A 23,873-nucleotide genomic window follows, 5' to 3' on the forward strand; every position below is an offset into this window, starting at 1 on the left:
GGTCCGTACCGTGTCCGTGTCCTCAGGAAGCGAGGCCGGTCAGCGTGGCCCGGACGGAGTCGCAGGCGTCGCGCAGCTGCTCGGGGGTGAAGCAGTCGGTGCTGTGGGGGAACTCGATGCCGAGCCGGCCGTGCACGGTGAGCACGGCCGCCCCCAACGGCCCCCGCCCGGCCTGCGGGAACGACGCGTTCCCGAGCGCGAAGCACCGCATGTCGGTGATCTCCAGGCCGCTCGGCAGGCCGGGCACCGGCATGCTGCCGAGGTTGGTCGTCACCAGGCTGGCCCGCATCAGCGACGGGTCCCGGAGCACCTGCGGGGCCGCGAGGATCTCCCGCGCGAGGTCGCCGCGCTCCATCGCGGCGCGCAGGTTGTCGACGACCCGGCGGCCCAGCGCCACCGGGTCGGCGTCGTCCGGCACGTCGAGTACGTCGAAGAAGAAGGACGCGGCGGGCACCAGGACCTCCCCGTCCAGCGGCGGGGACAGCCGGCTGCGCAGGTCCACCGGCGTCATGGAGCCGAGCCGACGGTCCGCGGGCTGTCCCCCCAGCTGCTGCCGGATGGCGATGAGCAGCGCCGCCACGACCAGGCCGTGGACCGACACCCCGCCCGCCTTGGCGGCCCCGACCAGGCGGGCGGTCTCCTCCACGGTGAGCCGGACGCGCGCCACGTCCATCAGCGGGCCCTGCCCGGTACGTTCCCGCCCCGCGGCCGCGTACGGCAGGAACCCCATGGACACCCCGTGGACCTGTGCGCCGCGGGCGGCGACGTACGCGGCGAGGTCCTCCTGCGGGTAGGGCGTGAGCCGGGCCGACAGCGGGGCGGGCAGGTCCTGCCCCGCGGCCTCCGGGGCGGTGAACGTGCCGTCGGCGAGGGCGGCGTAGGCCCGCCACAGCGAGTGGTTCAGGGCGAGGGCACTCTGGCCGTCGGTGATGGTGTGGTCCACGCTCAGGACGAAGGTGTCCCCGTCCTCGCCGTCCCCGCCGACCTCGCCGTCCTCGCCGCGCAGCAGGACGGCGCGGACCAGCGCGCCGCCCGGCGGGAGCGCGGTGTTGATCTCCTCGGCGAGTGCCGACGGCCCGCCGGGGCGCACCTGGAGCTCCGGCAGACCGCTCTCCAGCGGCTGGAAGGAGTACGCCACCGGCCCGTCCTGCCGGATCCGGCTGCGCAGCGACGGGTGCCGCCCGACCGCGGTCGCGAACGCCTGCGCCAGCAGCTTCTCGTCGACCCCGCCGGCCTCGCCGCGGACGGTGCAGACGACCGTGACGCGGCTTCTGGTGGCCTCCGGGACGTGCACCATCTCCTCAAGAGACAGTTTCCGTGGCGTCGGGGAAATCCAGGACATCGGTTACGCACCTTTCCCGTGGGAGCGCGCCGGTCGGCGCTCGGCGGGGCCGCACACGGACTGCAGGCAGGCGACGAGCGTGCGGGCCTCCACGTTGACGTAGTGGCTGTGCTGCATCAGCCCGACGAGTTCGTCCATCGGGATCCAGCGGTGGCCGGGGGAGCCGGGCGGGCCGCCGTCGCCTCTGTGGCCCCCGTCGGCCCCGTCGCCCACGTTTGCGTCTTCCTCGACGATCAGGTAGCGGCTGCGGGCGTGGTGGAGCCGACCGCCCTCCTCGGAGAGCACCGTGTCGAACAGCACCCGCTCCGCGGGGGCGCCCAGCACCTCGTCCAGCAGCGGCGGCAGGGCTCCGGCGGGCAGCCGCGCGTAGTTCTCCGGCGTGTACTGCACGGTGGGGCCGAGCTCCAGCACATCGGCACAGCCCGCCTCCACGCGGACGCTCGCGAGCACGTGCCGGACGCCGCCGACGCGCTTGGTGACGAAGGCCGACACGCCCTGGCCGCGCGGCCGGAGCAGGGGCTGGGTCCAGCCGCCGACCTCCCGGCCGCCGGTGGTGACGTCGACCGCCACGATGTCGAAGAAGGCGCCGTCCTCGTGGGAGATGCGGTCCGGACGGCGCCGCCAGCCGGGCAGCCCGGCCAGCGGTACCCGCTCGGCGAGCACCCGCTCCATGCTGCGCGCTTCGGTCAGCCAGCTCAGCAGCTCCGTACCCGGCTCCCGGCGCCCCTCGCCGGTCACCCCTTCGAAGGGGAACGGCAGACAGGCCAGGATGCTGCGCGCGTCCATGTTGACCAGGTCGTCGACGGCCAGCAGCCGGTGCAGCTGGCCCAGGGTCACCCAGCGGAAGCCGGGGCGGACCTCGACGTCCTCGGTGACCTCGACCACCATGTTGCGGTTGCGCTTGCGGTGGAACCAACTGCCCTGTTCGGACTGGCGGACGTCGACGAGGACGCGGTGCCGGTCCCGGCTGAGGAAGTGGTCGATGTAGGGGACGGAGCCGCCCTTGTGGACCCGGGTGTAGTTGCTCAGGGTGGCCTGGACGGTGGGGGAGAGCTGCAGGCCGTTGCAGTTCCCCGGCTCCATCTTCGCCTGCATCAGAAAGTGCAGGACGCCGCCGAACTCCTTGGCGAGGATGCCGAGGACGCCGACCTCCGGCTGGTTGAGGATCGGCTGCGACCAGTGCGGTACGGGCCCTTCGGGCCGGTGCACCCGCAGGCCCTCGACGCTGAAGAACCGCCCGGTGTCATGGACGAGGTTGCCGGTGCCGGGCGCGAAGCTCCAGGAGCGCATCGCCTCGAAGGGGATCAGCTCCACCCGGGAGTCGTCCGCCTCGCGGACCTCCTGCCACCACTGGTGGAGTGCGGCGAGCGGGGCGGTGGGGGTGTCGGTCGCCGCGGTCGAGCGGGCGATGCGGGCGAGAAGCGGGTGCGTCGTGGTCGTCACGCCGGTCACGCTCCCTGCGTCGCGCGCCGGGCGTTCGTCCGCAGCGGCTCCCACCAGTCCCGGTGGTCCGCGTACCAGCGGACGGTGTCCGCCAGGCCCTCCTCGAAGCGGACGCGGGGCGCGTAGCCGAGTTCGGCGGCTATCTTGCCGTAGGCCAGCGCGTAGCGGCGGTCGTGGCCCTTGCGGTCGGGGACCCGCTCCACCAACGACGCGTCCGCGCCCAGCAGTTCCAGCAGCCGGGCCACCAGGTCGCGGTTGGTCAGCTCGGTTCCGCCGCCGATGTTGTAGACCTCGCCGGGGGAGCCCTTCTGCGCGACCAGGGCGAGGGCGTGGCAGTGGTCGTCGACGTGCAGCCAGTCCCGCACGTTGCCGCCGTCCCCGTACAGCGGCACCTTCCTGCCGTCGAGGAGGTTGGTGACGAACAGCGGGACGGCCTTCTCGGGGAACTGGTACGGGCCGTAGTTGTTGGAGCAGCGGGTGACGCACACCGGAAGGCCGTGCGTGCGGTGGAACGCCAGGGCCAGCAGGTCCGAGGACGCCTTGGAGGCGGCATAGGGGGAGTTGGGCCGCAGCGGCTCGTCCTCGTCCCACGCGCCGTCGTCGATGGAGCCGTAGACCTCGTCCGTGGAGACATGGACGAACCTGCCCACCCCGGCGGCGGACGCGGCCTCCAGCAGTGTCTGGGTACCCAGCACGTTGGTGCGGACGAACTCGGCCGCGCCGGCGATCGACCGGTCGACATGGGACTCCGCCGCGAAGTGCACCACCAGGTCGGTGCCGCGCATGACGTCGGCCACCAGCGGCCCGTCGCAGATGTCGCCGCGTACGACGCGGAGCGCGGGGCGGTCGGCGACCGGCGCCAGATTCGCCTCGTTGCCCGCGTAGGTGAACCTGTCGAGAACGGTCACCTCGGCCCCCGCGAAGGCCGGGTGGGCGTCGCTCGCCAACTGCCGTACGAAATGCGAGCCGATAAAGCCCGCTCCGCCTGTCACCAGCACTCGCACGTTGTCCGCCTCATCACTTTCTATGTCTCTCTGGTCGCAATGCCTCTCAGATACTCGCCGTAGTCTGAGGAGCCGAACTCGACCCCGAGCCGGTAACAGGCGTCGGCGTCGATGAATCCCATGCGGAATGCGATCTCCTCAAGGCAGGCGATGCGCACCCCCTGGCGCTGTTCCAGAACCTGCACGTACTGGCCGGCCTGGAGCAGCGAGTCGTGGGTTCCGGTGTCCAGCCAGGCGAATCCGCGCCCCAGGTCCACCAGTTGGGCCTTGCCGCGTTCCAGGTAGACCCGGTTGACGTCGGTGATCTCCAGCTCGCCGCGGGCCGACGGACGCAGGCCGCCGGCGATGTCCACGACGTCGTTGTCGTACAGGTACAGGCCGGTGATCGCCAGGTTGGACCGCGGGTGGGCGGGCTTCTCCGCGATGTCCACCAGCTTTCCCGAGGCGTCCACCTCGCCGACGCCGTAGCGCTCGGGGTCCTTCACGCCGTAGCCGAACAGCACACAGCCGTCGATGTGGCGGGCGTGCCGGCGCAGCAGCGTGGGGAAGTTGGGCCCGTGGAAGATGTTGTCGCCCAGCACCAGCGCCACCCGGTCGTCCCCGATGTGCTTGGCGCCGATGAGGAAAGCCTCGGCAATGCCGTTCGGCTCGGGCTGTTCGGCGTATTCGATGCTGATGCCGAGCTTTTCCCCGTCGCCGAGCAGCGCCCGGAACAGTTCCGTCTGGTCCGGTGCCGTAATCACCAGAATGTCTCTGATACCCGCCAGCATGAGCACGGAGAGCGGGTAATAGACCATTGGCTTGTTGTAGACGGGAAGCAGCTGCTTGGACACGGCATGGGTCAGCGGATGCAGCCGTGTGCCATGGCCCCCGGCGAGCAGTATCCCTTTCATCGCGGCGAAGCTACCAACGCCTGCCGCCCGAAAGACAGATGTGCCCGGCAGCCCTAGGGGGCGGGGGCGGAAATTAGGGGTAGGGGCGGGTGCGTCGATTAGGGGTTGATGGGCGGGTCGTCAGCCCTTTGAATTCTCGCGTACGCGCGGCTTGTTCCCCGACCGACGGTGGGACCTGAGGCCGACGTGCGGCCGAGGGCAGAGGGGGACGAGGAGTTTCGATGCGCGTTCTGATCGTGACCTATGCCGAGAAGACGCACTACCTCCACATGGTGTCCATGGCGTGGGCGCTGGCCGCCGCCGGGCACGAGGTCCGCGTCGCCAGCCAGCCCGCGCTGGCCGACACGATCACGGCCTCCGGACTGACGGCCGTGCCGGTCGGCGAGGACCACCAGCTCCTGGAGATGGCCCAGGCGATCGCCCGCGAGAACCCGCAGGCGTTCAACATGGGCCCCTCCTTCGGCGGCCTGGAGCGTCCCCGGACCACCTGGGAGCGGGAGCGGGGGGTGTACGAGGCGCTCGTCCCCTACTACTTGAAGATCGCCAACAACCCCTCCTTCGTCGACGGACTGGTCGACTTCGCCCGCCACTGGCGCCCCGACCTCGTCCTCTGGGAGCAGATGAGCTACGCGGGCGCGGTGGCCGCCCGCGCCGTCGGCGCCGCGCACGCACGGGTGCTGTGGAGCCCGGACTTCCTGGGCCGCCAGCGCGAGATGTTCCTGGAGCTGAGGGAGGAGCAGCCCGAGGACCAGCGGGTGGACCCGCTCGGCGAGTGGCTGGCCGGCGAACTGGAGCGGCACGGCCTGGACTTCGACGAGCAGGTGGTGACCGGCCAGTTCACCATCGACCCGACGCCGGCCGGGGCGCGGCTGCCCCTGAAGCTGCACACGGTGCCGGTGCGGTACGTGCCCTACAACGGCGTGGCGGTGGTCCCGGACTGGCTGCGCGAGCCGCCGGCCCGCCCCCGGGTGTGCGTCACGATGGGCCTGTCCCGGCGGCGGTACACCGGGCACGACGGCTTCCCGGTCTCCGGCCTCAAGGCATTCGCCGACCTGGACATCGAAGTCGTCACGACCCTCATCCCGATCCCCGGCGAGGAGACGGCGGAGGTCCCGGCCAACACCCGCGTCGTCGACTTCGTGCCGATGCACGCGCTGCTGCCCACCTGCGACGCGGTCGTCCACTACGGCGGCAGCGGCACCTGGATGGCGGCGATGCTCCACGGGGTGCCCCAGCTGCTCGTACCGCAGTCGGGCGACACCTTCATCAAGGCCGAGCACATGGAGCGGTACGGCTCGGGCCTCGTCGTGCCCGCCGACGAGGCCGACGACGAGACCCTGCGCGCGGCCCTCGTACGGCTGCTTGAGGAGCCGTCGTTCCGGCAGTCCGCGGCCCGGCTGCGCGAGGAGGTGCTGGCCGTGCCGTCCCCCGGTGAGCTGGTGCCCACGCTGGAGAAGCTGACCGCCGAGTACCGCACGAGCACGGAGACGTCTTGAGTACCGAGATCTGGCAGTTGAGCGCCGCGGAGCTGGCGGCGGCTCTCGCCCGCGGCGAGGTCGGCGCGGCCGAGGCGGTGGACCGCCACCTGGAGCGGATCGCCGCGGTCAATCCCGAGGTGAACGCCGTCACCACGGTCATGGCGGACCGCGCCCGCGCCGCCGCGAAGGACGTCGACGCCCGGCGCGCGGCGGGCGAGGAGCTGGGCCCGCTGGCCGGGGTGCCGTTCACGGTCAAGGACAACATCCACGTCGAGGGCATGGCGACCACCCAGGGGATGCCCGAACTGCGGGTCCTCGTCGCCGAGCAGGACGCGCCCCCCGTGCGGCGGCTGTGCGCGGCCGGGGCGATCCCCGTGGCCCGCACCAACATGCCCGACATGGGCATGCGCGGTATGCACACCCGCAGCGGCACCCACGGCGACACCGTCAACCTGTGGGACCCGGCCCGGACGCCCGGCGGCACCAGCGGCGGTGACGCGGTCGCGGTCGCCTCCGGTATGGCCCCGCTGGCCCTCGCCAACGACTGGGAGGGCTCGATCCGGATCCCCGCGGTCTTCAGCGGCATCACCGGCCTGCGGCCGAGCTGCGGGCGGTACGCGTCCGACAACCGCCTCATGGGCCGCGAACCCGCCCTGGGCACCCAGCTGTTCCCCGTCGACGGCCCGATGGCGCGGACGGTGGAGGACCTGCGGATCCTGCACGGCCTGCTGTCCGGCGCCGACCCCCGCGACCCGCGCGCGGTTCCGGCACCGGCGGCCGGACCGCCGCTGCCCGGCCCGATCCGGGTCGGTGTCGCGGCCGACCCCGGCGGGCTCGGCGTCGACCCGCGGGTACGGGCCGCCGTCGCGGCGGCGGCCGACGCGCTGGAGGACGCCGGCTACCGGGTCGAGGAGGTGGAGGTGCCCCGGCTCGGGGACGCGCTGCGGGCGTACGCGCGGCTGATGATGACCGAGTACAGCCTCGGCTGGGACGCGCTCAGGCCGCTGATGCCCGAGGACGGCCGCCGCTTCCTGGAGATGTCCATGGAGCGCACCCCGCCCGTCGGCCTCGCGGAGTACGTGCAGCTCACCGGGGAGCGGATGGGGATCCAGCGCGCCTGGGCCGAGTTCCTCGACCGCTACCCGCTGCTGCTGGGGCCGGTCTTCACCGAGCAGCCCGTCGAGCCCGGCCTGGAGTCCCGCGACCCGGAGGGGCTGGAGCGGGTGATGACGGCGATGCGGCTGTGCTCGGTGTCCACCTTCGCCGGGCTGCCCGCCGTGGCCGTGCCGACCGGGATCGCGGACGGCCTGCCGCAGGGCGTGCAGCTCATCGGCCGGCCCTTCCGCGAGGACGTGTGCCTCGACGCCGCCGCCGCGGTCGAGCAACGGCTGGGCACCTTCACGCCCGTCAACCCGCTGAATCCGCAGCGGAACCACGACAACTGAGTAGGGGTGCGCTGTGAAACCGACGCTCACTCGCCTGAGTCCGAGCGCCTCCGTGGACGAGGTCTGCGAGGTGCTGGAGCGCGACGGCGGTCTGATCATCGAGAACCTGGTCGACGAGGCGACGCTGAAGGGCCTGTGGGAGGACCTCGGCCCGGCCCTGGACGACTGGGACTACGGTGACAACGACTTCGCCGGGCACCGCACCAAGCGGCTCTCGTCGCTGTTCGCCCGGACGCGGCACGCCGCGACGATCGCGCTGCTGCCGCAGTTCCTCGGCGCCGCGCGGCGCCTGATCCAGCGGCCGGTCCCGGTGTGGATGGGCGGGCAGCGCGTCGAGCTGGCCCCGAACGTCCAGATCAGCGCGACCCAGGTGATCCAGATCTGGCCCGACGAGGGCGCGCAGTGGCTGCACCGCGACGACATGTCGCATCTGCGCACCTACCCCTCGCCCATCAGCCGCGTCCAACTGATGCTGGCCATGAGCGACTTCACCACCGAGAACGGCGCCACGCTGGTCGTCCCCGGCAGCCACACCCTCGGCGACGAGGAGCCGCCCGCCAAGGACCAGGCCGTCCCCGCCGAGATGACCGCCGGTTCCTGCCTGATCTGGCTGGGCGGCACCTACCACGGCGGCGGCCCGAACCGGTCGGACGGGCCGCGCACCGGCCTGACCATCTCCATGATCGCGGGCAATATGCGGCAGGAGGAGAACCAGTTCCTCGCCGTGCCCGTGGAGAAGGTCCGCGCGTACCCCGAGGAGGTCCAGCGGCTGCTCGGCTACGACACCTGCCCCCCGTTCCTGGGCTGGTACGAGTCCGCCGACCCGCACCTGGTGCTCCAGGACAAGCCCGCGGCGGCCGGCGACGTGACCGGGGGAGAGCGGTGACCGAGACGCTGCCCGTCCCCGGGGCCCAGCCGCGCGGCTGCCCCTTCGACCCGCCGGACGACTACCGCCGGGTGCAGCAGGACGGCGACCCGGTCGTCGTCACGCTGCAACACGGCCGCCAGGGCAGGCTGCTGACCCGGTACAAGGACGTCAGGAAGGCGCTGAAGGACGGCCACTTCAGCTCGTCGCTGCACGTCCTGCCGCCGGTCATCGACGGGCAGAGCCCGCCCGGCTGGATCTTCGGCATGGACCCGCCGGAGCACACCCGCTATCGCCGTCTGCTGGCCGACATGTTCTCCGTACGTAGAATGCGGCGGTTCGAGCCCAGAGTCGAGCGGATCGTCGGCGAGCGCCTGGAGGAGATACGGGGGCGCGGCGGGCCCGCCGACCTCATGAAGGACTTCGCGTGGCCGATCTCCGCCCGCGTCTCCTGCGACCTGCTCGGCACCACCCTGGACGACCAGGAGCGGTTCGAGCGGCAGGTGGGGCGCCTGGTCGGGGCCGACGTCACCCCCGAGGTGTTCGTCGCGACGTACCAGGAGATGTGGTTCCACATGCTCGACCTGGTCCGCGCCAAGCGGACGCAGCCGGGCGACGACGTGCTCAGCGAACTGCTCGCCGCCGAGGACGAGCGGGGACCGCTCAGCGACGAGGAGGCGGCCTCGATCGGGCTCCAGCTGCGCATCGCGGGAAAGGACCTGGTCGCGCACGCCATCGGCCTGGGCATCTTCGTCCTGCTGCGCACCCCGGACCAGCTCGACCTGCTGCGCAAGGACCCCGAGCTGGTCGACAACGCCGTCGACGAGCTGCTGCGCTATCTGCCGATCAACAACATGGGTTCGGTCCGCAAGGCCACCGAGGATGCCGCGGCCGGCGACCAGCAGATCGCCGGCGGTGAGGTGATCGTCGCCTCCCTGACCGCCGCCAACCGCGACGAGCGGACCTTCCCCGACGCCGACCGGCTCGATCTGACCAGGCGGAACGCGGTGCAGCACGTCGCCTTCGGGCACGGCGCGCACCGCTGCCTGGGGCAGCACCAGGCGCGGCTGATGATCGCGGTCTCGCTGCGGGAGCTGCTGCGCCACTTCCCCGAACTGCGCCTGGCCGTGGCGGCAGAACAGGTGCCACCGTACGAGGACATGGCGTTCTACGGTGTCGCGGAGCTGCCCGTCACCTGGTGACGACGGAGACGAAGACGGAGACGGAGACTAAGGAGCACCGGCAGTGAAGATCCGTGAGTTGGCGGTCCCCGGTGCCTACCGGATCACCCCCGACGTCTTCCGCGACACACGCGGAGCGTTCGTCGCGCTCTACGTGGAGTCGGCGTTCGCCCAAGCCACCGGGCGGGCACTGCACTTGGGGCAGAGCCACCACAGCATGTCCCGGCGGGGCGCCGTCCGCGGGGTGCACTACGCGGACGTACCGCCGGGACAGGCCAAGGTCGTCTGCTGCGTCGGGGGCGCGATGCTGGACGTCGTGGTCGACCTGCGGGTGGGCTCGCCCACCTTCGGCCAGTGGGACAGCATCCACCTGGACGCCGCCTCCGGTGAGGCGGTGTACGTGGAGGAGGGGCTCGGGCACGCCTTCATCGCGCTGCAGGACGACACCGTCACGCACTACCTGAACTCGGTGGAGTACGACCCGGCGGCCGAGCACGAGATCGACCCGTTCGACCCGGCGCTGGGCCTGCCCTGGCCCACGGGCATGGAGTACGTCCTCTCCGAGCGCGACCGGAACGCGCCGTCCCTGGCCGAGGCCGGGCGCCTCGGCAGGCTGCCGACCTACCAGGCATGCCTCGACCTGCCCTGGCGGCGCCGGTGAACGACGGCCGGTACGACGGCTCGCACGACGCCTCGTACGACGCCGGGCGCGGGGACGGCGCGCCCGGCGGGCCGGAGCGCACGGTCGTGGTCCTGGGCGGCGCCGGCTTCCTGGGGCGGCACATCTGCCGGGCCTTCGGGCAGCTCCCCGGCCACCGGGTGCTGGCGGTGACCCGCGGTCCCCGGGAGCCGGTCCCCGGGGCGGAGCTGGTGCCGCTGGACGTGCTGACGGGCCCGGCCGAGGCGCTGCACGCCCTGGTGGCCCGCGCCGATGCCGTGGTCAACGCGGTGACGGACACCTGGGAGGGCACCGAGGCGCAGATGACGGCCTCGCACATCCCGCTGCTGGAGCGGCTGGTACGGGCCGTCGCCGCGGCCCCGGCCCGGCCGCGGCTGGTGCAGCTGGGCTCGGTGTACGAGTACGGGCAGGTCCCGGTCGGCACGGTCATCGGCGAGGGACATCCGGCCGACCCCGTCAGCCCGTACGCCAGGACGAAACTGGCCGGCACGCGCATGGTCCTGGACGCGACGGCCGAGGGCCGTGTCGACGGCTGCGTGCTGCGCATCTCCAACGTCTGCGGGTCCGGCTCGCCCCGCCGCAGCTTCCTCGGCGGCCTGGCCGAGCGGCTGCGGCGGGCCATGGCCGACGGGACGCCGGTGAGCCTCGACGTGACCGAGGACCGGCGGGACTTCATCGACGTCGAGGACGTCGCCGCCGCCGTCGTGTCGGCGGCCACGGCTCCGGTGTCCGGCCGGGTCGTCAACATCGGGCGGGGGACCGCGATCAGCGTGCGCGAGCTGGCCTGGCTGCTGGTGGCCGCGTCGGGACTGCCCCCGCACCTGGTCGACGAACGGCCCGCCCCCGCGGGCGCCACGCCCGCGGGCGGCAACAGCAGCAGTTGGACCCAGGTGGACATCCGCACCGCGCGCGAACTCCTCGGCTGGTCACCCCGGGTGCCGCTGGAGGACTCCCTCCACAGGCAGTGGACGGCTCTCCTCGAAGGCCGACGAGAACAGCGAGAACAGCGAGACCAACGAGAACGACGAGGCCAACGAGCGCAACAAGGCCAACAAGGACACGAGGACATCGATGCAGTACACCTATCTCGGCCGCACCGCCCTGCAGGTCAGCAGGATCTGCCTGGGTACGCTGAACCTCGGCGTCAGAGCCGGTGACGAGGAGAGCCATGCCATCCTGGACACCGCGCTCGACCACGGCATCAACTTCGTCGACACCGCCAACCAGTACGGCTGGCAGAAGCACAAGGGCTACACCGAGGAGTTCCTCGGCGGCTGGTTCGCGCAGGGCGGCGGCCGCCGCGAGAAGGTCGTCCTGGGCACCAAGGTCTTCAACCCCATGAGCGACTGGCCCAACGACTCGGGCCTGTCCGCCCGGCACATCATCGCCTCCTGCGAGGACTCGCTGCGTCGGCTGCGGACCGACTGGATCGACGTGTTCCAGATGCACCACGTCGACCGGCACGCCCCCTGGGACGAGGTGTGGCAGGCGATGGAGACCCTCACCCGGCAGGGCAAGGTCCGCTATGTCGGCTCCTCGAACTTCGCCGGCTGGCACATCGCGGAGGCCCAGGAGGCCGCGGCCCGCCGCCACTTCCTCGGCATCGTCTCCGAGCAGAGCGTGTACAACCTCGTGACCCGCCACATCGAGCTGGAGGTCGTCCCGGCGTGTCAGCGGTACGGGGTCGCCGTGCTGCCGTGGTCGCCGCTGCACGGCGGGCTGCTGAGCGGGGTGCTGCGGAAGCTGGAGGAGGGCACGGCGATGAAGAGTTCCCAGGGCCGCGCGGTCGAGGCGCTGCGCACGCACCGGGACGCCATCGCCGGGTACGAGAAGCTCTGCGACCGCCTGGGCGCCGACCCGGCGGAGATCGGCATGGCCTGGGTGCTGTCCCGCCCCGGCGTGACGGCCCCGGTGATCGGCCCGCGCAGCGTGGCCCAACTCGAAGGCGCCCTGCGGGCCATGGAGCGGGAGCTGCCCGAGGAGGTGCTGGGCGAGCTGGACACGCTCTTCCCGCCGATCGGCAACGGCGGCCCGGGCCCGGAGGCTTGGGCATGGTGAACCGCTGACCAGCCGCAGCGCCGCACAGTCGCAGCGCTGAACAACCGAACGGCCACGTGAGACGGTCCGCCCGGGTTCGGGCGGACCGTCTCACGTCATGGGCGGGTCAGCTCGCGCCCCACTCCAGGTAGACGACCGGGTTCTCGCGCGTGGTCAGCTGGCGCAGCTTCGCGTTGCCCAGCTCCATGAACTCGCGCAGCGCCGTGGTCTCTCCCGGCCACTTGGGGTGGGTCAGCTCGTCGAAGGCGAGAATGCTGCCCTTGACCAGGTGGGGCCGGACGACCTCCAGGAGCTCGCGTGTGGGCTCGTACAGATCGAGGTCGAAGTAGGCCAGCGAGACGATGGTCTCCGGGTTCTCCTGCAGGTACTCCGGGACCGTCTTGCGGACGTCCCCCTGCACCACGAAGCTGCGCTGGGTGTGGCCCCAGGGCTCGTTCGCCTCGTGTGCGCGCAGCACCTCGCGCAGGTGGTCCACCTCGTTCTCGGGCACCGCGAACCGGCCGGGGTGGGCGCTGGGCGTGGCGCGGTCGATCTCGGCGATGTCGCTGGGGAAGCCGGTGAAGGTGTCGAAGCCGATGATGCGGCGCAGCGAGTTGTAGGGCTCGTAGATGCTGCGCAGGGCGGTGAAGGTGGCGAGGTGGCGGCCGTGGAGGACGCCGAACTCCATGATGACGCCCGGGACATCGGTGATCATCCGGTACAGGGCGTCCATGGCCAGCAGGTCGGCGAGCTGGTTGCGGCGCAGGTAGACGGGGAGGTTGTCGATCAGGTACTCGGGCGGGATCGGCGTTTCGGCCAGGAGCTCGGTCAGGCGCAGCCGGGAGTCGCGCTCCTGCTCCGACTCGTGCGGCACGGTCTGCGGTTGCCGGTACGAGTTGTCGGTCATGTCGTCTCTCTTCGTCGGTGTGTGGGTCGGGTGGCGTACGGCACCTGTGTTCAGGCCAGGCGCACCGGCAGCCGCTGCATGCCGATCAGGAACCGTGGAGCGATCTGCTCGGCGGGTACCGCCAGCCGCAGGCCGGGGAACCGTCCGAACAGTGCGGACAGCGCGATCTCCGCCTGCGTCAGGGCCAGCGAGGCCCCCGGGCAGAAGTGCGGCCCGTGGCTGAAGCCCAGGTGCGGATTGGGGGTACGGGTCACATCGAGCCGGCCCGCTTCCGCGAACTGGTCCGCGTCGTGGTTGGCGGCGGCCAGCACCACCAGGACGCCCTCGCCGGCCTGCACGGTGTGCCCCTCGACCTCGACCGGCTCGGTGGCGAACCGGCGGAAGGCGTGCTTGACGGGGGTGGCGTGGCGCATGATCTCCGGGAGCGCGGTGCGCCACCGGGACGGGTCGGCCAGCACCAGTTCCAGCTGGTCGGGGTGGGCGAGGAGCGTGCACACGCTCTGCGCGAGGAACTGGCGGACCGAGTCGTGCCCGGCCTGGATCACCAGCATGGCCAGCGCCAGCAGTTCGGTGTCGGTCAGCCGTGCGCCGTCCGCGTCGTGCGTCTGCACCAGCTCGGAGACCAGGTCGTCCCCGGGCCGTGCGCGCCGCTTGTCGATCAGTTCGCCCAGTACCGTGACCATGCCGCGCAGCGCGGGACCGACCTGGTCGGGGGTGGCCGGGCTGCTGCCGGTGAAGGTCTCGGCCGAGGCCAGCCACTGGGCCCGGTCCGCCGCGTCCACGCCGAGCAGTTCACCGATGACCGCGAGCGGCAGCGGGTCGGCCAGCCCGCCGAGGAGATCGACCTCCACTCCGGGGTCCATCGCGTCCAGCAGCCCGGTCACCAGCTCCTCGATCCGCGGGCGCAGCGAGCGCACCCGCTTCGCGGAGAAGGCCAGGGTCACCAGCGGGCGCACCCGGTTGTGGTCGGCGGTGTCCATCGACAGCAGCGTCGACGACATCAGCGGCGCCAGGTCCTCGGGGACGCCCTGACCGAGCAGCCCGCGGATGTGCGAGTCGCCGGGCGGGCGGCTGGTGAAACGCGGGTCGGACAGCACCTCCCGGGCGGTCTCGTAACGGGTGACCACCAGCACCGGGGAGCCGTCCAGGGACCGGCCGGGGCACGCCGGGCGCGGCGCACTCAGCCACCGCTCGGCTGCCGCGGGGTCGGTGATGAACGCCGGGTCGGACAGGTCGTACTCAACGTCGGTCATACGTTCTTGCCTTTCCGATGGGGGGTCAGCCGGTGATCCGTGCGGCCCCGTCGAGGATCCGGCGGCCGATCTCGTCGACGTGCCGCTGCCGCCAGGCGTCGAGGCCGGTGCCGCGGAGCCACTGGTTGCACGCGCCCAGGGCGGGGCCGCAGAAGACCTGGAAGTCCGTCTCGCGGCCCGCCTCACCCGCCACCGCCAGGCGCAGCGCGCGGTCGCAGTACCAGCGGAAGACGAGCGCCATGCGCCGCTTGGGGTCCGGCTCCTCGCCCATGCCCGGCACGTCCCGCGCGTCCTGCGCGGACGCCGCCCTGGCCTGGGCGTAGACGCTCTCGAAGGAGTCCTGGAAGTACCGCTCCTCGATGCGGGCGCGGACCTCGGGGGCGATGCCGTGCCAGTCGTCGTGCGTGCGCCACAGGTCGTAGAGCTTGTTGGCGCGGGCGTGGAAGAGCACCCCCTTCTTCATCACCCGGGCCCGCCCGCCCAGTTCGAAGAGGTCGCCGAAGGGCGCGTACGTGGTGTCGTGCACGTCCAGGGCGCACAGCATGTCCTTGACCCGGGCGCTGAGGCCGCTCTCGGCCGTGCAGATGTTGACCGACCCGGTCAGCACGAAGTCGGCGCCGAGGACGAAGGCCGCGGCCGCCGCCTCGGGGGTGCCGATGCCGCCGCCCGCGCCCACCCGGACGGCCGCGGCCGCGGGGACGGTACGGGCCACCTCGTCGCGCAGCCGCCGGACGGAGGGCAGCAGCGCGGGCAGCGTGCCCAGGTCCGTGTAGCCGCCCGCGTCGCCCACCGCACACACGTCGTCGGCCATCGGCAGCAGCGGGGCGGCCGCCGCCTCGTCGGCCGTGAGGGCGCCCTCGGCGAGCAGCCGCTCGACGATGCGGGGCGGCGGCGGCTCGAAGAAGAGCCGGGCCACGTCGGGGCGGGTGACCTTGGCGAGCAGCCTGTGCGGGGCGTGCGCGCGGCCGCCGCCGAGCGGGCGGGCGCCGTGCAGCCGGTAGCGCACCAGCGCCGGGGTGATCTGTACGTAGGTGGAGACCTCCAGGAAGCGCACGCCGCCGCGCAGGGCCGCGTCCACCACCTCCTGCTCGGCGCGGGCGCCGAACGGGCTGTAGGTGAGGTTGACGCCGAACGGCGCACCGGGGCCGAGCCGTTCGCGCAGGGCCCGGACCGCGTCTTCGATCTGGGTGGTCGTCAGTCCGCTGGTGCCCAGGTAGGAGAGGAAGCCCGCGCTGGCCATGGCGGCCACCAGGTCCACGGAGCCGATCCCGTGGTGCAGCCCCCCGGCCACGTAGGCGTACTCGACGCCGTAGGTCTCGCGGAAGGCGGCGGAGCCCAGCGTCCGGGCGGTGGTCCGCGGGGCGGGTGCGACGGCCGCGGCGGCCGTCGGGTCCGGGCGGGTGTCCGGGCGGGTGTCCGGCGCGGTCAGCGCGGTGGCCTCCGACCGGATCCGGTCGACCAGCTTGGTGAGCACCGTGCCCGGGCCCAACTCCCGTACCTCCAGGGGCCCCTGGCCCATGAGGTGGCGCACGCTGTCGGTCCACTGCACCGGACCGGCGATCTGCTGCCTCAGCTTCTCCCTGACCTCGTCCGGACCGCCGTACGGCCGGGCGTCGACGTTCGCGATCACCGGCACCTTCGGCGCCGCGAAGGCGAACCCGTCCAGGAAGCGGCCGAACTCCTCGGCGGCGTCCGCCATGTACCGGCTGTGGAACGGGGCGCTCACGTTCAGCGGCACACAGCGCGCGCCGACCTCGGAGAACAGCGGCAGTGCCCGGTCCACGGCGTCCTTGGGCCCGGCGATCACCGTCTGGGTGGGGGTGTTGAGGTTCGCGATGTCGATCGCGTCGAGCCCGTGCTGCCGCAGCACCTTGCGTACCGCCTCCACGTCGCAGCCCGCCACCGCCGCCATCGTGCCGCCGCCGGCGCGGCTCATCAGCTCGCCGCGCCTGCGCACCAGCCGCAGGCCGGTGTCGAAGTCGTAGACCCCGGCCGCGAACAGCGCCACGTACTCGCCCAGGCTGTGCCCGAGGACGTAGTCCGGCAGCCGCCCGCCCTCTTGGAGCGCGGCCAGGTGGGACAGGGCGCCGACCACGTACAGGGCGGGCTGGGTGTACTCGGTCTGCTTCAGCTGCCGGGCGGGGTCGTCCACGCACAGTTCGCGGATCGAGTAGCCGAGGACGGCGTCCGCGCGGGCGGTCAGCTCGGGGAACCGCTCGAACAGCTCCCGCCCCATGCCCTTGACCTGGGACCCCTGGCCGGGGAAGACATGAACGAGGAGTGGCTGCGACGTCGTCTGCTGCGCCATCTGCTGCGCCATCTGCTGCGTCACCTGCTGCGTCACCTGCTGGGCCTCGGGTTTCGGTGCGTCGTCGGGGCGGCGGTAGGCCAGGACCTTCCTGATCAGCGCCCCGTCCTGGGAGAAGGGCGACAGCAGCGGCAGCGCCCGCGAGGCGGTGCCGGCCGGGAGCCGCGGCGTGATCAGGTTCGCCATGGAGCCGGACGGGCCGAGGTCCAGATAGAGCCGGCTGTCCTCGCGCAACAGGCCGTCGAGGACCGGACGGACGTCGAAGCGGTGCCGCATCGCCCGCCACAGGTGGTCGGCGTCGAAGTGCTCCACCACCCCGCCGGTGGTGCACGACAGCAGCGGGATCCGCGGGCGGCGGAAGGCGACCGTGCCGATCAGCGCGGTGAACTCGTCCCGTACGGCGTCGATCGCCGAGGAGTGGAAGGCGAACGGCACCGGTAGCCGCTGGAAGAGGACGCCCTCCCCGGCCAGGTACTCCTCGGCCCGGTCCAGATCGGGATCGGCGCCCGCCACCACGAAGTTCGTCGCGGAGTTGACCGCGGCCAGCTCCAGGCGCCCGTGCAGGGCGGGCGCCCGGTCGAAGAGGCCGGGCTCGGCCAGCACCGCCAGCATGCCGCCGCGCGGGCAGCGCGCCTCGAAGATCTCCACCTGGCGCAGCAGCAGGCCCAGGCACTCCCGCGGGTCCACCGCCCCGGCCACGGCCGCGGCCGCCGTCTCGCCGAGGCTGGCCCCGACCACCGCGTCGGGCCGGACGCCCTGCGCGATCAGGGTGGTCGCCAGCGCGTACTCGATCATGAAGATGCCCGGCTGGCTGTCGCGGAACGTGTCCAGCGGCTCGTCCATCCGCCCGCCGTAGATCCGCTCCACCACCGAGTCGCCGCGCTGCTCGCGCACCACCGCGTCGAGGTCGAGGAGGGTACGCCGGAACACCGCGTCGTGCTCGTACAGCCAGGAGCCCATCCGGTGGTACTGGGACCCCTGTCCGGCGAAGAGGAAGACGTTGCTCAGGGGCAAGGGGAGGGTCATCGGGCCGGCCCTCAGCCCTTCTTCCTGGCGATCTGGTGGCGGTAGCTGTCCGGCAGCGGGCTGCCCGAGGGGAGCACGCCCGCCTTCTTCAGCGCCCTCATCAGCGCGGTGTCCGGCAGCCCCGCGAACTTCGCGCCGTACAGCCCCCGGCGCGCCTGCTCGCCGATCACCCGCGCCAGCACCGGCATCCGCTTCTCGGCGAAGGACCTGTGGAAGAGGCTGCCCGGGGCGAAGCGGCGGCGGATCGCGGCCCGGGTGAGCGGGGAGATGTCCCGCTCGTGGATCCACTCCAGGCCCCCGGCCTCCTGCTTCAGCCGCGTCATCTGCTCGTACCGGGCGTGGGTGAAGCTGTCGATGTGCGTGAAGTGACCGCCGGGCTTGAGCACCCGGGTCACCTCGCTGAGGAAGCGGCCCAGGTCCGGGTAGGTGTGCGAGCTCTCGATGTTGACGACGACGTCCAGTTCGCCGTCCTCGAACGGCAGGTTCTCCGCGTCGCCCTGGACGTAGCTCAGCCGGGTGCCGCGCGACAGCCGGGTGTCGGCCCGCTCGATCGCGTTCGGCGACAGGTCCAGGCCGATCACCCGGTCGGCGTCGACGATCCGGGAGAGGAAGTTCAGGCCCTCGCCGAGGCCGCAGCCCACCTCCAGTACGGACGTGCCCGCGTACGCGTCGAGTCCGATGGGCAGCTCCCGCAGCGCCAGGTAGTACATCTGCTCGGAGAAGCCGTCGGTGTCGAGCCTGCCGAAGCCGGGTATCCGGGTGCGGATCTCCTTCTCCAGGGCATCGTCGTGGATGCCCCAGTTCCAGATGTCGCCCTTGGACGACCCGGCGGCGGCGAGGTCGTAGACCGACCCGGTCGCCTTCTTGAACCGCTCGCCGAGGCCCGGACCGGGGCCGTCCACACCGCGTGTGAGGTTGATGGTTCGGAGCCCTTCGGCGAACTCGCCGAAGACCTTGGGAGTACTCATGTGTTCCTCTCGTGAACGCGGGTGGTACGTACGGCAGTTGTCGGGGAGCCGGCGGGGCCGACGGGGGCCGTCGGGCGTCAGCGCGGGGCCGTGGTGCGGGCGCGCCGCAGATACGCGGTGATCTCGTCGGCGGCGCGCACGGCCCCGCCCGCCTCACGGGTCTGCCGCCGCAGATCGGCCACCCGCCGCAGGACGCCCTCGTCCCCGGTGAGCGCGAGCACGGCGGTGCGCAGCCGCGCTGCGTCGACCTCCTCGGGGCGGACGACCTCGCCGATCCCCAGCTCGGCCACCCGCCGGGCGCTGGGCAGGTAGCTGGGCGAGTGCGGTACGACCACCATGGGGCAGCCCTGGTACAGCGCCTCGGTGAGGCTGCCCATGCCGCCCTGGGAGACGAACACGGAGGCGTGTTCCAGCACGGCCAGGTGCGGGACCCACTGGTGCACCTCGACGTGCGGCGGCAGCGGGCCGAGCGCCGCGGGATCGGCGCCGGGCCCCACCGAGATCACCAGGTGCCAGTCCAGGCCCTCGAACGCCTCCAGGCAGGCCCGGAAGAAGCCGGTGTTGTCGTTGTACGTGGTGCCCTGCGAGATCAGCGCCACCGGACGGTCCCCGGCGGGCCGCCGCCACTCGCCCAGGAAGCCCCGCCCGTCCAGGCACGGGCCCACGAAGGCGAAGCGCTCGTCGAAGGTCTCCTCCTTGGGCTGCAGGGCCCGGGGGACGAACACCACGTGGAAGTCCTCGACCCTCGTCAGGAAGTCCAGGACCGGCAGGGCGACGCGGTGTTCGGCGAGCAGCTCGGCGTTCCGCCTGCCGTACTCGGCCATCTCCTCGGGGCTCGCCCCGCCCGCTCCGGCGCCCTCCGCCATCTCCTGCATGAAGGAGTAGTGCTCGTTGGAGGCGAAGACGGGGTTCAACTGGACCGCGGGAAGTCCCCACTTGGCGGCCAGCACCCGCCCCGCCTGGAAGGTCTGCCCGTCGTACGCGACGAGGTCGACGCGCTCCTCGGGCCGCAGCCCGCCCAGCCGGTCCTCGACGGCCTGGATGATGCGGATGTTCTCTTCCAGGAACACCGTCACCGACTCGGCCGGACTCGCGTCCCTGAGCCTGCCGCCCGGGTCCAGCGAGGGGTACGTCAGGACCTCGGCCCCGGTCGCCCGCACCTGGTCGGCGAAGGGGGCGGCCGTCACGTAGCTGACCCGGCACCCCCGGCGCACCAGCTCGGCGGTCACCGGGAGGGTGGGCAGGACGTGGCCGGTGACCGGGACGTTGACGATCAGAACGTGGCCGCTCATGCGGTTTCCCCCTGGTGCCGGCGCTGGTGCGTCCGGGTCCGGTGGAGCAGGGCGGGGGCCACGGCCCGTTGGTAGGGGGTCGGCCCGCGGCGGCGCACCGGCCGCCGGGGCGTGCAGCCCAGCGCGTGCAGGGCACCCAGTGAGGCGGACAGGGAGTCCAGCTCGGCCCTGCGGCGGCCCGAGGCCAGGGCGTGGCCGGTGTGCCCGGCGCTCTCCAGGCACTGCTGGATCGAGTCCTGCAGCACGGGATGACCGCTGATCTCCAGGAAGACGTCGTGCCCGGCGGCGTGCAGCAGGCCGACCGCGGGCATGAGCCGGACCGGCTCCCGCAGGTTCCGTATCCAGTACGAGGCCGTCAGCTCGGCGCCGTCGACGCGCTCCAGCGTCACCGTGGAGTACATGGGGACGGACGCCCGGCGCGGCCGGATGTCCCGCAGCGCCGCTTCGAGGTCGTCGCGGAGCTCGTCGACGTACGGGCTGTGCGAGGGGGCGGTGTCCCGGACCTGCTTGCAGTAGACGTCCCGGTCCTCCAGCCGCCGCAGGATCCGCTCCAGGGCCTGGTGGTCACCGGCGAGGACGGTCAGCGTCGGGCTGTTGTACCCGGCGATGCCGACGCGGTCGCCGTCGCCCTCCCTGGCGATCTCGTCGGCGACGTCCTCGGCCGGCAGCTCGACCACCGCCATCGTGCCCCTGCCGCTGATCCGCTGGAGCAGCGCGCTGCGCCGGCACTGGATCGTCACCGCGTCCTCAAGCGTCAGCGCGCCGGCGACATGCGCCGCGGCCACCTCGCCCATGCTCTGGCCCACCACGGCGTCGGGGCGCACGCCCCAGGACCGCCACACCGCGGCGAGCGCGACCTGGAAGGTGAACAGCGTGGGCTGGAGGACGTCGGACCGGCGCAGCCGCGGCTCGGCCGCGTCGAGCAGGAGCTGGTCCATGACCGACCAGCCGACCTGCGGCCGGATGACGGCGTCGCAGCGCTCCACGGTCTCCCGGAAGGCGGGCTCGTGGCCCAGCAGCTCCCGCCCCATGCCGCGCCACTGGTGCCCCTGTCCGGCGAAGGCGAAGACGACCTTGTGGCGGGGGGCGCCGTCCGGCAGCCGGTACCCGGCACCGGCCATGGCCACCGGATCGAGCGACATGGTCACCTCTGGACACCTCTCAGTGAGTGCGCCCAGGCAGCCCGGGCCCCGCCCGCGTCAGGCTAGGCACCCGGCGCTGCGGCCGTGAACCCGTGACACCCCCTATAGACAGGCCCCTCGACCTAGGGGTCTTGCCGGCGACCACTACCTCCGGGAAAGGGGCTCCGGCCTCCCGATGCGGTGCGCGCCACGCGTCACCGACCCCGCGGATCGTCACGCACCGTCACGCACGGTGGCGCGGTCCGCCGAGGCGGTTCGCCGCGTCCCGCCTGGGGTACGCTCTTCGGCTCGATTGGCCGTCGACATGACCCGTATGGCACACTGTCCAGGTTGCTCGGTTGAGTGCCGATGCTGCGCGCCTCCCGCCGGGAGGACCGGAAGCGAGTCCCAGGTATTCGTCGTCCCTTCTGAGGGGCGGAAGTACGGGAATCTTCCGGGAAGCGTCAGCGCGGTGCCTCGGCCAGGCGCCCGGTGGGTGTTCTTCCCTCACTTTCTCCTTCTTGAAGGGTCTCCCGTGCGGAGATTTTACGAGAAGGGGCGCGACACGCCCGACCGCGTGGGTCGGGGACGAACGCGAACCTGCCGGGTCCCAGAGCGTTACGAGAGACAGGACTACGAAGTAGCCATGGCGGGACAGAAGATCCGCATCCGGCTCAAGGCCTACGACCACGAGGTCATCGACTCCTCGGCGAAGAAGATCGTCGAGACGGTGACCCGCACTGGTGCGTCGGTCGCGGGCCCGGTGCCGCTGCCCACTGAGAAGAACGTGTACTGCGTCATCAAGTCGCCGCACAAGTACAAGGACTCGCGCGAGCACTTCGAGATGCGCACGCACAAGCGCCTGATCGACATCCTCGACCCGACGCCCAAGACCGTTGACTCGCTGATGCGCCTGGACCTTCCGGCCGGCGTTGACATCGAGATCAAGCTCTGAGAGGCGCGGAAGAGATGGCTAAGCAGATCAAGGGCATCCTGGGCGAGAAGCTCGGCATGACCCAGGTCTGGGACGAGAACAACCGTGTCGTCCCGGTGACCGTGGTGAAGGCCGGCCCCTGCGTCGTTACCCAGGTGCGCACCAATGACCAGGACGGCTACGACTCCGTCCAGATCGCCTTCGGCGAGATCGACCCGCGCAAGGTGAACAAGCCCCTCAAGGGCCACTTCGCGAAGGCCGACGTCACCCCCCGTCGCCACCTCGTCGAGGTTCGTACGCCGGATGCGTCCGAGTACACCCTCGGCCAGGAGCTGACCGCCGAGACCTTCGAGTCCGGCGTCAAGGTGGACGTGACCGGCAAGAGCAAGGGCAAGGGCTTCGCCGGTGTCATGAAGCGTCACGGCTTCCACGGCGGCAAGGCTTCGCACGGTGCCCACCGCGTGCACCGCAAGCCGGGCTCCATCGGTGGCTGCGCCACCCCGGGCCGCGTGTTCAAGGGCATGCGGATGGCCGGCCGTATGGGCAATGAGCGGGTCACCACCCAGAACCTGACCGTCCACGCCGTTGACGCGGAGAAGGGTCTGCTGCTCATCAAGGGCGCAGTTCCTGGTCCGAACGGCGGCCTCGTCCTGGTCCGTACCGCGGCCAAGGGGGCCTGAGGTAACCGATGAGCACCATTGACATCCTTTCGCCGGCAGGCGACAAGGCCGGGACCGTCGAGCTCCCCACGGAGATCTTCGACGCCAAGGTCAGCGTTCCGCTGATCCACCAGGTCGTCGTCGCGCAGCTGGCCGCGGCCCGTCAGGGCACGCACAAGACCAAGACCCGCGGCGAGGTCCGCGGCGGTGGCAAGAAGCCGTACCGCCAGAAGGGCACCGGCCGCGCGCGCCAGGGTTCGACCCGCGCGCCGCAGTTCGCCGGCGGTGGCGTCGTCCACGGCCCGCAGCCGCGTGACTACTCGCAGCGGACCCCGAAGAAGATGAAGGCCGCCGCGCTGCGCGGTGCCCTCTCCGACCGGGCCCGCCACAGCCGCATCCACGTCGTGTCCGGCGTGGTCGAGGGCGCGGTTTCCACCAAGGCCGCCAAGGGCCTGTTCGGCAAGATCAGCGAGCGCAAGAACCTGCTCCTGGTCGCCGAGCGCTCCGACGAGGCCGCGTGGCTGTCCGCCCGCAACCTGCCCCAGGTCCACATCCTGGAGCCGGGCCAGCTGAACACGTACGACGTGCTCGTCTCCGACGACGTGGTCTTCACCAAGGCCGCCTTCGAGTCCTTCGTGTCCGGCCCCAAGGCCAACGCTGAGACCGAAGGGAGCGACGCCTGATGACTGAGGCCGTCGTCACCAGCAAGACCTTCACGGACCCGCGCGACGTTCTCGTCAAGCCGGTGGTTTCCGAGAAGAGCTACGCGCTGCTGGACGAGAACAAGTACACGTTCATCGTCGCGCCCGGCGCGAACAAGACCCAGATCAAGCAGGCCGTCGAGGCGGTCTTCTCGGTCAAGGTCACCGGGGTCAACACGATCAACCGGCAGGGTAAGCGCAAGCGCACCAAGACCGGTTTCGGCAAGCGCGCCAACACCAAGCGCGCCATCGTGACCCTCTCCGAGGGCGACCGAATCGACATCTTCGGCGGCCCGGTCTCCTAACGGAGTCCGAGTCGTCCGGAATCGGACGAGGA

Annotated in this window: 21 protein-coding genes; 11 read left to right on the forward strand and 10 right to left on the reverse strand. The window is 71.9% G+C overall.

The annotated features are described in order from the left end of the window. Window positions 1–22 precede the first annotated feature (22 nt). From GR130_RS02360 to rfbA, 4 genes are read right to left on the reverse strand one after another with little or no spacing between them, the layout of a single operon-like run. The gene (locus GR130_RS02360) at window positions 23–1,342 is read right to left on the reverse strand and encodes a phthiocerol/phthiodiolone dimycocerosyl transferase family protein (RefSeq protein WP_159503165.1); all 1,320 of its coding nucleotides are present in this window, start codon (window positions 1,340–1,342) and stop codon (window positions 23–25) included. Window positions 1,343–1,345: 3 nt separating this feature from the next. Next, complete coding sequence (locus GR130_RS02365) at window positions 1,346–2,785, reverse strand: NDP-hexose 2,3-dehydratase family protein (protein WP_236572716.1); 1,440 nt, start codon at window positions 2,783–2,785, stop codon at window positions 1,346–1,348. Window positions 2,786–2,790: 5 nt separating this feature from the next. Beyond that, window positions 2,791–3,780: a dTDP-glucose 4,6-dehydratase gene (rfbB, locus tag GR130_RS02370; RefSeq protein WP_236573896.1), complete on the reverse strand. Its 990-nt coding sequence runs from the start codon at window positions 3,778–3,780 to the stop codon at window positions 2,791–2,793. 29 nt (window positions 3,781–3,809) lie between these two features. Next, complete coding sequence (gene rfbA, locus GR130_RS02375; RefSeq protein WP_159503168.1) at window positions 3,810–4,682, reverse strand: glucose-1-phosphate thymidylyltransferase RfbA; 873 nt, start codon at window positions 4,680–4,682, stop codon at window positions 3,810–3,812. A gap of 221 nt (window positions 4,683–4,903) precedes the next feature. On the opposite strand from rfbA, the gene GR130_RS02380 reads away from it, so the two are divergent. Genes GR130_RS02380 through GR130_RS02410 form a run of 7 tightly spaced genes read left to right on the forward strand, consistent with a single transcriptional unit; the run spans window position 4,904 to window position 12,388 of the window. Beyond that, complete coding sequence (locus GR130_RS02380) at window positions 4,904–6,178, forward strand: activator-dependent family glycosyltransferase (RefSeq protein ID WP_159503169.1); 1,275 nt, start codon at window positions 4,904–4,906, stop codon at window positions 6,176–6,178. After that, a complete protein-coding gene (locus tag GR130_RS02385) occupies window positions 6,175–7,605 on the forward strand; it encodes an amidase (protein ID WP_159503170.1) in 1,431 nt (476 codons plus the stop codon). Before GR130_RS02380 ends, GR130_RS02385 begins: the two co-directional genes overlap by 4 nt. Window positions 7,606–7,618: 13 nt before the next feature. Next, window positions 7,619–8,491: a phytanoyl-CoA dioxygenase family protein gene (locus GR130_RS02390; protein WP_159503171.1), complete on the forward strand. Its 873-nt coding sequence runs from the start codon at window positions 7,619–7,621 to the stop codon at window positions 8,489–8,491. Beyond that, window positions 8,488–9,672: a cytochrome P450 gene (locus GR130_RS02395; protein WP_159503172.1), complete on the forward strand. Its 1,185-nt coding sequence runs from the start codon at window positions 8,488–8,490 to the stop codon at window positions 9,670–9,672. The genes GR130_RS02390 and GR130_RS02395 overlap by 4 nt, the downstream gene beginning before the upstream one ends. A 43-nt stretch (window positions 9,673–9,715) precedes the next feature. Continuing rightward, a complete protein-coding gene (locus tag GR130_RS02400; RefSeq protein ID WP_159503173.1) occupies window positions 9,716–10,312 on the forward strand; it encodes a dTDP-4-dehydrorhamnose 3,5-epimerase family protein in 597 nt (198 codons plus the stop codon). Then, window positions 10,282–11,487: an NAD-dependent epimerase/dehydratase family protein gene (locus GR130_RS02405; RefSeq protein ID WP_159503174.1), complete on the forward strand. Its 1,206-nt coding sequence runs from the start codon at window positions 10,282–10,284 to the stop codon at window positions 11,485–11,487. Before GR130_RS02400 ends, GR130_RS02405 begins: the two co-directional genes overlap by 31 nt. Continuing rightward, a complete protein-coding gene (locus GR130_RS02410) occupies window positions 11,402–12,388 on the forward strand; it encodes an aldo/keto reductase (protein ID WP_159503175.1) in 987 nt (328 codons plus the stop codon). The genes GR130_RS02405 and GR130_RS02410 overlap by 86 nt, the downstream gene beginning before the upstream one ends. 106 nt (window positions 12,389–12,494) lie before the next feature. On the opposite strand, the gene GR130_RS02415 is transcribed toward GR130_RS02410, so the two are convergent. The 6 genes from GR130_RS02415 to GR130_RS02440 form a co-directional block, all read right to left on the reverse strand. Continuing rightward, complete coding sequence (locus tag GR130_RS02415) at window positions 12,495–13,274, reverse strand: class I SAM-dependent methyltransferase (RefSeq protein ID WP_159503176.1); 780 nt, start codon at window positions 13,272–13,274, stop codon at window positions 12,495–12,497. A 50-nt stretch (window positions 13,275–13,324) separates the two neighbouring features. Continuing rightward, on the reverse strand, window positions 13,325–14,527 hold the full coding sequence (locus GR130_RS02420; RefSeq protein WP_159503177.1) for a cytochrome P450 family protein: 1,203 nt from the start codon (window positions 14,525–14,527) through the stop codon (window positions 13,325–13,327). Between the two features lie 25 nt (window positions 14,528–14,552). Beyond that, window positions 14,553–17,861, reverse strand: a complete 3,309-nt coding sequence (fabD, locus tag GR130_RS02425) for an ACP S-malonyltransferase (protein ID WP_236572719.1) — start codon at window positions 17,859–17,861, stop codon at window positions 14,553–14,555. A gap of 11 nt (window positions 17,862–17,872) precedes the next feature. After that, entirely contained in the window at window positions 17,873–18,829 is a 957-nt protein-coding gene (locus GR130_RS02430) for a class I SAM-dependent methyltransferase (RefSeq protein ID WP_159503178.1), read from the reverse strand. 77 nt (window positions 18,830–18,906) lie between these two features. Beyond that, window positions 18,907–20,121 (reverse strand): macrolide family glycosyltransferase, encoded by a 1,215-nt coding sequence (locus tag GR130_RS02435; protein WP_159503179.1) that lies wholly within the window; start codon window positions 20,119–20,121, stop codon window positions 18,907–18,909. Then, window positions 20,118–21,263: an acyltransferase domain-containing protein gene (locus tag GR130_RS02440; protein WP_159509675.1), complete on the reverse strand. Its 1,146-nt coding sequence runs from the start codon at window positions 21,261–21,263 to the stop codon at window positions 20,118–20,120. The genes GR130_RS02435 and GR130_RS02440 overlap by 4 nt, the downstream gene beginning before the upstream one ends. A 625-nt stretch (window positions 21,264–21,888) precedes the next feature. On the opposite strand from GR130_RS02440, the gene rpsJ reads away from it, so the two are divergent. From rpsJ to rplW, 4 genes are read left to right on the forward strand one after another with little or no spacing between them, the layout of a single operon-like run. Next, on the forward strand, window positions 21,889–22,197 hold the full coding sequence (gene rpsJ / locus GR130_RS02445) for a 30S ribosomal protein S10 (RefSeq protein WP_003948644.1): 309 nt from the start codon (window positions 21,889–21,891) through the stop codon (window positions 22,195–22,197). Window positions 22,198–22,211: 14 nt separating this feature from the next. Continuing rightward, window positions 22,212–22,856 (forward strand): 50S ribosomal protein L3, encoded by a 645-nt coding sequence (gene rplC, locus GR130_RS02450; RefSeq protein ID WP_046927442.1) that lies wholly within the window; start codon window positions 22,212–22,214, stop codon window positions 22,854–22,856. An 8-nt stretch (window positions 22,857–22,864) separates the two neighbouring features. Beyond that, complete coding sequence (gene rplD, locus GR130_RS02455) at window positions 22,865–23,518, forward strand: 50S ribosomal protein L4 (protein ID WP_159503180.1); 654 nt, start codon at window positions 22,865–22,867, stop codon at window positions 23,516–23,518. Continuing rightward, window positions 23,518–23,841: a 50S ribosomal protein L23 gene (gene rplW / locus GR130_RS02460; RefSeq protein WP_159503181.1), complete on the forward strand. Its 324-nt coding sequence runs from the start codon at window positions 23,518–23,520 to the stop codon at window positions 23,839–23,841. The genes rplD and rplW overlap by 1 nt, the downstream gene beginning before the upstream one ends. Window positions 23,842–23,873 lie beyond the last annotated feature (32 nt).

Origin of the sequence: Streptomyces sp. GS7 (assembly GCF_009834125.1) — a bacterium.
GTDB lineage: Bacteria > Actinomycetota > Actinomycetes > Streptomycetales > Streptomycetaceae > Streptomyces.